This is a genomic window from Paenibacillus sp. NPDC101420, from assembly GCF_050277435.1.
Taxonomy (GTDB): domain Bacteria; phylum Bacillota; class Bacilli; order Paenibacillales; family Paenibacillaceae; genus Paenibacillus_AQ.
The window spans coordinates 389974-401400 of record NZ_JBNNSE010000002.1; the positions used below are offsets into that span (position 1 = coordinate 389974).

Consider the following 11427-nt stretch of genomic DNA (forward strand, 5'->3'; position numbering starts at 1 on the left):
TAATATAAAGTCTCAAGGGGGATTTACATTGTACAGAGTAATATCGTTAGGAAAAACAAGTATGATAGCCGTTGTACTTACGCTGGTGCTAATGTTGAGCGCATGCGGACAAGCTGCTAATCAGGGGAATGCTCCAGCTAGCACGTCTGCTGAAGTGGCTAAAAGCACTAATGATTCTGTAGTTGCCAGCACGGAGCCGGCTGCTGATGCAGAGTACTGGACATACGATAGCGATAAAGGTCCGGTGCAGATCCCACGCAATCCACAAAGAATTGTAATTCCGGTACAAGACTTTATCGGTGATCTTCTGACGCTGGGGGTGACGCCCATTGCCGTAGCTGGGAATGACATCTTGAATCATCCATATTTCAAAGAGGCGCTTACAGGTGTAGAAGTAGTGGGTGATGACATGACGGTGTCCCTGGAGAAAATAACGAGCCTGGAACCGGATTTGATTATCACTTATCAGGAAGATACCTATGAGCAAATCTCCAAGATTGCTCCGACTGTCTTTATTCCTTGGGGTAAATACGACTATAAGGAACGATTGATTGAGATCGGGAAAATCTTGAACAAGGAGCAGCAGGCTGTAAAATGGGTGACGGATTTCAATCAGAAGCTGGAAGCGAAGAAAGCGGAATTGGCCGATCTGATCGCAGCTGACAAAAAGGTGGCAATCTTTGAAATTGCCGGTAAAGAGCTGTTTCTATACGGTTCGTCATATGGGCGTGGTGGAGAGATTATATACAACGGATTGGGGCTGCATGCACCTGATCTTGTCGAAGAGGTAGCCTTTAAGGAAGGCTGGGCTTCCCTTTCTCTCGAAACGCTGCCCGAGTATCTAGGAGAAGCTGATTATATATTCCAAGGCTTCAGTCGTGGTGTGGAGCAGGATAAGCTGGACATTCTGGACAGTGTCTTCTGGAAAAGTCTACCTGCTGTTAAGGCGGGTCATGTGTTCACCTACGATCTCAAAACTTATTATCTCTCTGATGCTTATGCGCTGGACAAGCAGCTGGATGAGATAGTCACGTTGTTGAAGTCCCTACAATAAGTTAAATTTGAAGCGTGAGATAACAACACTCACAGATAAAACGCCTTTAGATGCTTATAAGTTATCTTAGTAGGAATTTTGTACAACAATAAAGGGATGTCCGCTTAGCCGCTATGGCTTCGGACATCCCTTTTCCTCATGCATTATTTATTATTTATTAGCCAATCGGCCAGCTCTTCGGTCTGGGTTAATACCGCGATAGGGTCATAATACCAGGAACGTTCTTCTTTCCAAACATAGAGGTGTCCATTTTTGACTGCAGGAAGGTTGCCCCAAAATGAATCAGCCTTGTAATCAGCTTCTGTAAGGTTATTTGAGGTTAAGATAATATAATCTCCGGCATATTTAGTTAACGCTTCTTTAGAAATTTCCGCCCATTGCTTCTCCATAATCTCCGCTGCTACTTCTGTAGGCGGCTTGCGACCAAGCGCTTGATAGATGGGCTGTCCGCCTCGGCCAAAGTTATCGCCATAGACCCAGATGGATTTTCCACCGTCTTCCATGATGGAGAAGGTTGCATCTGCCGGGAGGGCCTTGTCCACTTTTGCTTTAGCTTCGGCTATCCGTTTGTCATAATCTGCAAGCCAATTCTTTGCTTCTTGTTCCTTTCCAAGGAGTTCTCCGAAATAGGTTAATTCTGCATGAGCATCTTTTAAATCCCCGTAAGGCACAATGATGGTAGGAGCAATTTTGCTAAGCGTTTCATAGCTTTCTGCTTGTCCCGAAATAATCAAGTCAGGATTTAGTGCGATGATTTTTTCAGGTGACATTTTACCGTACGCCCCTGTGTCTGTAACACCGGTAAGAGCCTCCTTATAATACATATTCTCTAAGGTCAAGCCTGGAGCTCCGATAGGAATGGTATCAAGAGCTATTAGACTTCCCAAGTATTCCTCAGCGACAATTCGTTTAGGATGAACAGGGATTTCAACATCACCTTTTACGGTACTTACTGTTTTGACAGTAGGAGTTTCAGCACTTTCTGCTTCTTGATTAGTTTCGGTTGGTGCTTGTGTTGCTGCTGTTGTATTACTGATACCACCTGTATTCTCCACCGTAGTATTGGAATTTCCACAAGCTGATAGGACTAGAATTAACGTCAGCATGAAGGGAAATAGAAGCCAATGATTCTGTTTCGAAGTATTCTTTTGTAGATTATGCAATTTGTTGTTCCTCCTATGGTAATTGATTATCATTCTCAATAAGAACTTTACAATCTTCTCTGGTTATTTACTATGGACGAATATGATCTTCGTTTGTGCATATTTATGATGTCATCACATGCAGCAATTCTTTAAGCTGTGCTTGAGAAGACAGCGGATCAAATCCATAGAACATGTCACCCTGGTTCAGGATGTATACCCGATTGTTACGGACTGCATCTAACTGCTTCCAATCACGAGAACGCAGAAGGCGAGAGAGGCGTTTTCTTCCCTCAGAAGATGATGGGATGCTAGTGATAATAATATAGTCTGCAGGATAGGTTCCGATTTCCTCAATAGATGACACTAGATACCCTGAATCCATTATTCCGTTCTCCATAATGATGGATGGTGGCTTGAATCCAAGATCTCCGTACAAAATCTGACACCCCCTACCGTAACTGCTACTGAAACAATAAGCTGCTCGGGAACTAAGCTCCCAAACGATAGCTGTCCCTCTTTCCGATCCTATCGAATGATTCAGTTTCTTATTGGCAGTATGGCAGAGCCCATCGTAATGACCTAACCATTCTTCTGCTCGCTGTCGCCGGTTGACTACATCAGCGATCAAGCCAAATTGCTCTCGCCAGCTCATTTGCATAAAGGGTAATTCAATGACCGGAGCAACTGGAGTCAGCATCTTATTCTCAGGAATATTGTAGCTGATAATGATATCTGGCTCTGCTAAAGCTATCGAATCAAATAGAAGGGAAGAGTTACCTTCGTTCATCGTAAGTTGTTTGGAGGCTGGCACTTGCTCTAAGCTCCGATGCCAATCCGAATAAACACCGAGTTGAGGCATAATTTCCAGTACCCGTAGGATAGCTGTGTGATTGTAGTTTAAAGCAACAATTTTTTTGTTCTTATTCTGATAGGCTGTAGGTGAAAGACCCACAAGCTGCTTGAATTTACGGCTCAGATAAGTTCCTTCTTCATAACCAACCTCATGCGCCAGTGTTGTTAGATTTGGGGAACTGGTGAGGATTCGCTGCTGTGCTCTGCGGATTCTTAACAGTGTAATATAAGCGCTGAAAGTTTGACCCATAATTTTACGAAAGGTACGTGAGAAGTGTTCAGGGCTTACCCCAGCTAACGTAGCCATCTGCTCCCGAGTAATATCTTCGTTGTAATGAGCTTCTATGTATTCAAACACATTTTCAATCCATCCTCCTGAAGTCTCCTTTTTTGCAGTCAGTTCATGATGAAGATCCACGATGAATTGGGTGAATAATTGCTGGACCTTAAACGGTTTCCGATCATCGGGTTCTATCCAAGCACTGTAAAGCTCACCAGACAATGCGATCAATTGTGTGGAGGCGTGGTGTAAGGCTGGGCTGCCATTTAGAAAATAATGCTCTTGCCTACGGTTGGGCATACTGGTGTACTCTATCCACATCCCCTGTAACTGTTGCTCATTCTCTAGCTTCAATTTTGAAGTTGCAGCAAAGATCATGATGCTTCCGGATTCGAGGCTATGAAGTTCGCCATCTATCTCAAGCTGACCTTTACCTTCCCAGACAAACATAATACAGGAATTCGTAGCTGGGATGTTATCGGTTGCGTAGTGGGAAAGACTTGTTAGGCTACTAATCTTAACAGGCATATAAAAAGGATGGGAATGATGTGGCATCCCGCCGGATTGGATGGGCATGGTAGAAATCGCTCCCTTTTCAATGATAATCATTCTCAATTATAGTATACCAGTCTTTCTTTCTATTGACTATAATGGCTCTTATGATAGTGTTTAGAATAATCCGCTAACGAATATTTTTAGGTATGAAAGGAATGGGGATTTCATGACAACTTGGAATTTACAAGGAACCGTAAGTCACTTGTTGATATGTAATGGTAGCAGCTGCAAGAAACATAAAGGTGAAGAGGTAGCTGAAGCGATAGAAGATGAGATTGAAAAGCAAGGTGCACAGAGTCTTATACATACGACGGTAACCCGTTGTAATGGTAGATGTTCAGATTCCTGCGTCGTGATCGCATACCCTGAAGGCGTGTGGTATAAAGAGATCACACCTAAATCAGCGAAATCGCTAGTACGGAAGCATTTACAAGGCGAGAGACTTGAGGATCATCTGCTGTATACATATGATGGTCAGCTGATGGCTGCAAATGACAAGGGAGCTAAAGGGAAGAAGAAAAAATAGCTGTTCACTGATCGAAGGTTCGCAGCTAAGTGAAATCTAAGTAGAAATGATTGAAGTACCGTCAATGCGCTGGCGGTATTTTTTTGTCTTTTCAGGAAAGCAACTTCGTTTCTTTTTGTTTAGTAGAGGATTATGATTGAATGAAAGGAAGATCTAGGGGGAATAGACATGTTTAAGAGGTTTACAGTGGATGATCATGCAGAAACGGCGCAGTTGTTTACGGAATCTTTTTGTGAATTACATGAAGAAACTTTTCATACATATATGATGCTTGCGACTGAAGAATACAGTACTACGATTGCAGAATTCATGGCGTAGCAGATGCCAAAAACCCGGATTCTAACAAAGTATATCAATCGATTGGTTTTGTGAAGGCGGGCAGAATTGCAGATATCAAATTTGACTTGCGCCCCTAACGTTGACTATGCTATTAAAAAGTGAATAAAATAACACTTCATATAAGGTGGCGCATGGGGGAGAGGGTTCGATGGAGAGGCTGCAGGTGTGGCCGGGGAAGTTTAAGAAGTTTTTTCTGAACAATAAATTTGTGGTAGCCTTACTTATTTTATTGTTAACTGGGGTAACTATCCTGGTGTTCTCAAAGATACCGTTTATTTTTACGCCTATATCTGTATTGCTGCACACGGTGGCTGCACCATTGTTACTATCCGGTATCGCTTATTATTTGCTGAATCCGTTAGTAGACCTGATGGGAAAAAGATTCAGGATGAAACGTGTGTATGCAATCATCATTCTTTATCTGTTAATTGCGGGTATTATTACGTTGATTCTGGTGATGGTGATTCCGATTCTTCGAACGCAATTATCTGGTTTGATTGACGATTTTCCAAGGTATAGTGACTTGATCCAGGAACGATTTATGAATCTGACGGGAAGCGAATTCTTTGGTCAAGTTCAAGATAGTATAGGAACCAACCTAAGTGAAATCACCAGTAAAATTACGGCTTGGGGCACTTCTTTTCTGAATAATGCGCTAACAGGTGTAGGGAGCTTCGTCGGAGCCGTTACGGAGATTGTGCTGGCGGTGGTGACGACACCGTTTATTCTATTCTACTTGCTTCGTGATGGAAAAAGATTGCCAGATTACATTTTGAAATTTGTACCTACCGCGCTGCAGCCGCAGACTCGGATGGTAATGTCGGAGATGAACGCCCAGGTATCTTCCTATATTCGAGGGCAAATTATAGTAAGCTGCTGCATTGGTGCGCTGCTCTATATTGGCTACTTGATTATTGGTCTGGAGTATTCACTTGTCCTTGCCATTGCCGCTGCTTGTACAGCAGTTGTTCCCTATTTGGGTCCGGCAATTGCTATTACACCAGCCTTAATTGTGGCCATGGTCACTTCACCATTTATGCTGCTGAAGATGATCATCGTTTGGACGGCTGTACAGCTGATTGAAGGAAAGTTTATCTCTCCGCAGATTATGGGCAAGACACTGAAGATTCATCCGATCACGATCATTTTTGTGATTATTTTTGCCGGCAAAATGTTTGGCGTTCTTGGCATTATCCTTGCAGTTCCTGGTTACGCGGTGCTCAAGGTTGTATTTACACATATTTTTCAATGGTTCCGGTTCCAGTCCGGATTGTATAAGCAGATTGAAGAGAATAAGGAATAATGTGGAGGGTGAAATTTAATGGTAGGACCGATAGCAGTAACCTCTTACGGTAAGCTTCAAGGACGAGAGGAGGATGGCGTGAACGTTTGGCGTGGAATCCCTTTTGCCGCTCCACCAGTTGGAGAGCTTCGATTTCGTGCGCCGCAGCCACCAGAAGCTTGGAGCGGAATTAGAGATGCTTCTGAATTTGGTCCAGTTAGCCATCAGCCTGCGGATACGAGAGGTACGCGTTTCGGTGGCTTAACACCTCGTCATTCTGAAGATTGTTTGTATTTAAATGTATGGTCACCTGCATCCCCAGGCGAGGCACTCCCTGTAATGTTTTGGATCCACGGGGGTACATTTGTGACTGGTGCTGGAAGTCAGCCACAGTTTGATGGCACTAGCTTCGCGAAGAATGGTAATGTAGTCTTGGTGACGATTAATTATCGACTGGGACCATTTGGTTTTATGCATCTGTCTTCGCTTGGTGATGGATTTGCGTCTAATCAAGGCTTGCTGGATCAAATTGCCGCGCTGGAATGGGTAAAGCTTAATATTGCCGCCTTTGGAGGCGACCCTCAGCGAGTTACGGTATTTGGAGAATCAGCTGGCAGCATGAGTATCGCTGCCCTTCTGGCTATGCCTGCTGCAAAGGGATTATTTGCTGGAGCGATCATGCAAAGTGGGGCTGCTCAAACCTTGCCAAATCAACAAGGAAAAGATATTGCTGTAGCATTACTTACTGAACTAGGCATTTCTCCCGATGGAGATACTAGCCTACTTAATACGTTCTCAGCGGAACAAATTATAGAAGCAGCCACAAGAATGACTATTAAATTAACGGGTGGTTCAATAGGCATGTTATTTCAGCCTGTCATTGATGGGGATACGCTTCCTGTAGATCCTGCACAGGCTGTGGCAGAAGGATCGGCCCAAGGGATTCCTTTGTTGATTGGAACCAATCGAGATGAGGGGAATTTATTTTTTAGGGGAGAAACACCAGGTGCAGACTTTGATGAATCGCTCAAGGCGCTGGAGCAGATGATGGGAACTGGAAGTCTGGCGGAGGTTGCCAGCCACTATTCTTCTACATGGGAAGGCCAGGCGGAGATTCTAACGGATCTATATTTCTGGGGAACCTCTATATCCTTAGCTGAGAATCAATTGGCCTATGCGCCTGTGTGGATGTATCGTTTTGATGGGACGGTCCCTGGCCATCCATTGTTAAACAAAGCTGTACATGGTGCGGAAATTGTCTATGCTTTTAACAATTTGTCTCATGTAACTCGCTTGGGTGTGGAAATTACACCGGCGATGCAAAAATTGGCTGAAAGTATGCATACGGCATGGATTGCCTTTGCTCATCGAGGAAACCCAGCTACATCTGAGCTATCATGGCCTGAGTATAATCTGGAAGAACGTCCTACACTGATCTTTGATGAAGAGATGCGAGTAACTCAAGATCCCGATTCAGAGAAACGCAAGAGAATTGTCTCTATTCTGGTTTGAGAAGTCTGAGGAGATGAACGGGGATGAAGGTCCAAGGATTTAATCATGTGACGGTAAATGTGAGTGATTTATCACGTTCATTGAATTTTTATACTGGTATTTTGGGTCTTCAGCTAATACACAAAGGCAATACAGATGCCTATCTGGAATGGGGAAGCGCATGGATTTGCCTCATTGAAAAGCCAGAATACACTGAATTAATGGGCAGTGTAATTGGGATAGACCACATTGCCTTTAGTATAGCGGAAGAACATTTCGAGGAGGCTTTACAGGTACTCCGTACCCACGAAGTACGAATCATTAGAGGACCTGTTAAAAGGGGAGTAGGCTGGACCGTCAACTTTCTCGATCCAGATGGGATTCAGTTAGAGCTACACACTTCTAATCTAAGAGAACGAATGAGTGTTTGGAATAACAAACAAGAATAAAAATAGAAAGGGGAGCTTCTTAGCCAATTGGCTAAGAAGCTCCCCTTTTTTCTATCGACCTAAATATTCCTTAATCCCTAGAACTACTGCTTCGGCTATCCTATTCTGAACATCTACTGTGAAGAGTAATGCTTCGTCCTTGGTATTACTTAAGTAACCGCATTCTAATAAAATGGCTGGCATTTTAGTTTCTCTTGTTACATGATAATTTGCTTGACGAACCCCTCGATCCTGAAGACCTGTAGCAACAGTAAGATATTTATGAACGGTTTGCGCGAATAATAAACTATCTTTACGTGTGTAATAGGTCTCTGTACCACTAGGATTGCTCTTACTGCCCACTGGGATACTATTGGCATGGACAGAGATAAACAAATCTGCTTTTACCTTATTGGCGAGGTTGGATCTGTCCTGCAGGGTCGGGTATGTATCATCACTTCGAGTGAGCACAACCTCGATATTTGGCTCTTTCTTTAGTAATTCTGCAATTTTTAGTGCTGTTGGCAAGGTGAAATCCTTCTCTTTGCGGTTACTTCCAGTGCCGGGATCTTTCCCACCATGTCCTGCATCAATAACGATTATCTTCTTGTCTGTGTTGCCAGTAGAAGGTGGAGGCGTTGTGACCGGTACTTCAGGTACAGTGGTTGCAGGAGGCGGGGTGCTTGTGCTTGTCCCATTTAGATCCACTATAATAAGTCCATCGTTAGCATTCGTTACACTGTAGTTATTCGCGCTGTTCAGATCAATCACAATCCGGATCGTAGAGGGAGAACTACTGAATAATGAATAACGAATGGTTGAGACGTTAGGATATTCGGTAATCGTCAACTGCCCACTTTGGTTTTTTCCGACAGAAAGGTTCTGATGAAAGCTGTCGCCAAAGCTGGTATTCGGTAAATCTACGACAATTCGGTCTTTATCTGTCATTGTGAATACATTTGGTGTTACACTGCCGTTCATCGCGATGATGAGCTTGTTATCGATGAAGCTAAGATTTGTGACTGCTGCCGTCGAGGTGTTTCCATCAGTTGTTGTGTTACCATTCGATCCATTATCAGAGGGTGCGGTTACAGATGTGTCTGGAACTGTAATTTCTGGTTCGCTTCCGCCAATCTCTGGTACTGGAGAAGTTAAGTATACCGTTTTGGTCACATTATCCCAACCGACAGTAGTTCCTGTCTGTTCACCAACAAATCTTAAAGGAACGAGGGTCGTGTTGCCACTGAGAAAAGGAGGGTTGTCCAGTTTTACCTGTTTCCCCGAAGCCTCTGCCATCGCATTATTCACGATAAGCTTTAATGTCGTTCCCTTTTGCTCAATGGTTGCAGTCTTGGTCACATTATCCCATTTCACGGTATAACCAAGCTGCTCCGTAACGAGGCGAAGTGGAACCATCACGCTTCCATTTACAATTTGAACTTGTGCTTCTTTTGAAATCTTAAGATCATTGCCGTCTAGATTGATGTGTGTCTCTGCAGAGCCGGCATAACCAGTTCCTGGATGAACCAGCACCAACAAAAGCAGCAGTAACGCCAAAAAACCAAACTTCTTCATCTGCAATCCCTACCATCCCCGTTTCTTGGTTTCTAGCAATTCTTACTTTTTCTTCCTATGATGCAGTTTCGGCTTATATAAATCTTAAACGACAATAGTTTCCAAAAGTTGCGCTCTTTTAGAGTGAAAAAGGAAAAATTTCGGTATAAAAAGCGAAAAGAGAGCTTTCCCAAACATTTGGGTTAGCTCTCTTTCCCTAACAATATTTTATTGCAAAGAAGTATAACCCGTTTTTTCTACCAATTCCTGACCTTGAGCAGATTGCATCCAATCTAGAAAGGGCTGAATATTGGGGTTGTCACTTCCAGCAGTCACAGCATAAAATTCTGTAGCCAAAGGGTACTGTCCACTGCGAATACTCTCTTTGTCGGGCTTAACACCATCGATGGCGAGTAGTGCAATTTCCCCACTTTGATTCATTTCTGAGGCGTAAAATAAGAAGCTGTACCCGAGTGCATTTTTATAATTGCGATAACTGGAGGTTTGCTTAATAATTCCGCTCATAATATCCGCCACGTCTTCCTTAGGAGGTGTCATGAGTGTAGTGTCTCCCATAAACTTTTGCAGCATCGTCTGGCTCCCACTATCCTCTGGGCGTTGAAAAGCGCGAATACGGTTATTAGTTCCGCCTACATCTTTCCAATTGGTGATCTTGCCTGCGTAGATATCTTTAAGCTGGGCGGTGGAAAGTCCAGTTACTTCGTTTCGTTTATTCACAAAAAATACGAAAGCCTCGCGGCCGATGGGTGTGAGCTTCAGCTCGACGCCTTTTCGCTTCGCATGTTTCTGTTGGGCAAGAGAAGGAGCAGCGACAAAGATAATATCAGTTTCACCTTCGATTAGTCTTTTGTAAGCTTCCGGCGTGCTACTGCAAATCACTTGACTTGTTTGGAAATCATATGGATTATAACTGGCCGCAGGATAAGCAGATTGCACGAAAGCTGAATACAGTGGGTATAGTGCGGTTGCGCCATCCAATTTTGGTAAGTTGTTATCGATATGATATGAAGAAGGTTTATCCAAATTCACTGCTTTGGTATTCTCAGCAAAAGGTTCGTATTGTACCAAATTAACTTCCCGATCATCGACCGTGGCAATGCTGTTGATATATGCTTGTTTGATCTCATATCCTGCGGTTACGAGCGCACTAAGTCCGAGGATGGATAGCAATATAATATTGCTTGTTTTTCGTGACAACACATTAAATATAAGGAGTACAACATAAATAGCTATCACAACAGATAAAATTGCCACAAGTGGAGTATAAAACATTAGTCCCCCGAAAAGCGCGGTAATTATCGAACCTATGAATCCTAAAAAAGCTATGACTCCGACAGCAAAAAAGGAGAACAATAACTTCGTCCAAAATGACTCCTTCGTCCAAAATGATTCCTTCATAACAACCTCCTTAGAAAAATTCCTAAACTATGGAAAAATAAACATAATTTCATTATACAGATTTTTTGGGATGGGACAGTAGAACAATAACGAAAAAAATATGTAAGAAAAGCTGTGATACATGAAAATTTTATGTATATTTTCATAAAGTACTGGACGAATGGCAAGAAGAGGTTTATTCTGAGATTGTGAAAAAAACAACGGAATACAAGATTCTCGGGGTAGGGTGAAATTCCCAACCGGCGGTAATGTTCAAAGCGAACTGAGCCCGCGACTCACTTGTTCTGCTTGCAGAGAAGTGACTGATCTGGTGTGAATCCAGAGCCGACGGTAAAGTCCGGATGGGAGAGGATCATAAGATAAAGGCGCTAGGAGTCTATCCTGTACGTCTTTATTGATAATGCCCCCGAGTCGACCTTTTATGGTGATTCGGGGGTTTTTGGTCTCTTATCGAGGGTTTGTATCGACAAGGAGAATGGAATTATGAGTAATGTAACAGCTT

The 11427-nt window shown here is 43.2% G+C and carries 10 protein-coding genes and 1 riboswitch; of the genes, 6 read left to right on the forward strand and 4 right to left on the reverse strand.

What is annotated here, in order from left to right; translation table 11 throughout:
- Positions 1-28: 28 nt before the first annotated feature.
- Positions 29-1054: an iron-hydroxamate ABC transporter substrate-binding protein gene (locus ACQKMP_RS10525; protein ID WP_427469352.1), complete on the forward strand. Its 1026-nt coding sequence runs from the start codon at positions 29-31 to the stop codon at positions 1052-1054.
- 143 nt (positions 1055-1197) lie between these two features.
- On the opposite strand, the gene ACQKMP_RS10530 is transcribed toward ACQKMP_RS10525, so the two are convergent.
- A complete protein-coding gene (locus tag ACQKMP_RS10530; protein WP_339242801.1) occupies positions 1198-2217 on the reverse strand; it encodes an ABC transporter substrate-binding protein in 1020 nt (339 codons plus the stop codon).
- A gap of 103 nt (positions 2218-2320) precedes the next feature.
- A complete protein-coding gene (locus ACQKMP_RS10535; RefSeq protein WP_339242799.1) occupies positions 2321-3907 on the reverse strand; it encodes an AraC family transcriptional regulator in 1587 nt (528 codons plus the stop codon).
- 145 nt (positions 3908-4052) lie between these two features.
- On the opposite strand from ACQKMP_RS10535, the gene ACQKMP_RS10540 reads away from it, so the two are divergent.
- From ACQKMP_RS10540 to ACQKMP_RS10560, 5 genes are all read left to right on the forward strand, one after another.
- On the forward strand, positions 4053-4412 hold the full coding sequence (locus ACQKMP_RS10540) for a (2Fe-2S) ferredoxin domain-containing protein (RefSeq protein WP_042190321.1): 360 nt from the start codon (positions 4053-4055) through the stop codon (positions 4410-4412).
- A gap of 168 nt (positions 4413-4580) precedes the next feature.
- Entirely contained in the window at positions 4581-4730 is a 150-nt protein-coding gene (locus ACQKMP_RS10545; protein WP_427469353.1) for a hypothetical protein, read from the forward strand.
- 169 nt (positions 4731-4899) lie between these two features.
- Entirely contained in the window at positions 4900-6054 is a 1155-nt protein-coding gene (locus ACQKMP_RS10550; protein WP_339242793.1) for an AI-2E family transporter, read from the forward strand.
- Between the two features lie 18 nt (positions 6055-6072).
- Positions 6073-7545, forward strand: a complete 1473-nt coding sequence (locus tag ACQKMP_RS10555) for a carboxylesterase/lipase family protein (protein WP_427469354.1) — start codon at positions 6073-6075, stop codon at positions 7543-7545.
- Between the two features lie 23 nt (positions 7546-7568).
- Entirely contained in the window at positions 7569-7973 is a 405-nt protein-coding gene (locus ACQKMP_RS10560) for a VOC family protein (protein ID WP_379424383.1), read from the forward strand.
- A 51-nt stretch (positions 7974-8024) separates the two neighbouring features.
- Here the strand turns inward: ACQKMP_RS10560 and ACQKMP_RS10565 are convergent, their stop codons facing one another.
- Together ACQKMP_RS10565 and ACQKMP_RS10570 are read right to left on the reverse strand one after the other, a co-directional pair.
- On the reverse strand, positions 8025-9527 hold the full coding sequence (locus tag ACQKMP_RS10565; RefSeq protein WP_427469734.1) for an N-acetylmuramoyl-L-alanine amidase: 1503 nt from the start codon (positions 9525-9527) through the stop codon (positions 8025-8027).
- Positions 9528-9734: 207 nt separating this feature from the next.
- A complete protein-coding gene (locus ACQKMP_RS10570; protein ID WP_427469355.1) occupies positions 9735-10925 on the reverse strand; it encodes a substrate-binding domain-containing protein in 1191 nt (396 codons plus the stop codon).
- Positions 10926-11133: 208 nt separating this feature from the next.
- Positions 11134-11282: riboswitch (FMN riboswitch) on the forward strand.
- Positions 11283-11427 lie beyond the last annotated feature (145 nt).

Excerpts from the sequence above, each read along its gene's own strand:
- ACQKMP_RS10535 (WP_339242799.1), bottom strand. The coding sequence starts at position 3,907 with ATGCCCATCCAATCCGGCGGGATGCCACATCATTCCCATCCTTTTTAT.
- ACQKMP_RS10540 (WP_042190321.1), top strand. The coding sequence starts at position 4,053 with ATGACAACTTGGAATTTACAAGGAACCGTAAGTCACTTGTTGATATGT.
- ACQKMP_RS10545 (WP_427469353.1), top strand. The coding sequence starts at position 4,581 with ATGTTTAAGAGGTTTACAGTGGATGATCATGCAGAAACGGCGCAGTTG.
- ACQKMP_RS10550 (WP_339242793.1), top strand. The coding sequence starts at position 4,900 with ATGGAGAGGCTGCAGGTGTGGCCGGGGAAGTTTAAGAAGTTTTTTCTG.
- ACQKMP_RS10555 (WP_427469354.1), top strand. The coding sequence starts at position 6,073 with ATGGTAGGACCGATAGCAGTAACCTCTTACGGTAAGCTTCAAGGACGA.
- ACQKMP_RS10560 (WP_379424383.1), top strand. The coding sequence starts at position 7,569 with ATGAAGGTCCAAGGATTTAATCATGTGACGGTAAATGTGAGTGATTTA.
- ACQKMP_RS10565 (WP_427469734.1), bottom strand. The coding sequence starts at position 9,527 with ATGAAGAAGTTTGGTTTTTTGGCGTTACTGCTGCTTTTGTTGGTGCTG.
- ACQKMP_RS10570 (WP_427469355.1), bottom strand. The coding sequence starts at position 10,925 with ATGAAGGAATCATTTTGGACGAAGGAGTCATTTTGGACGAAGTTATTG.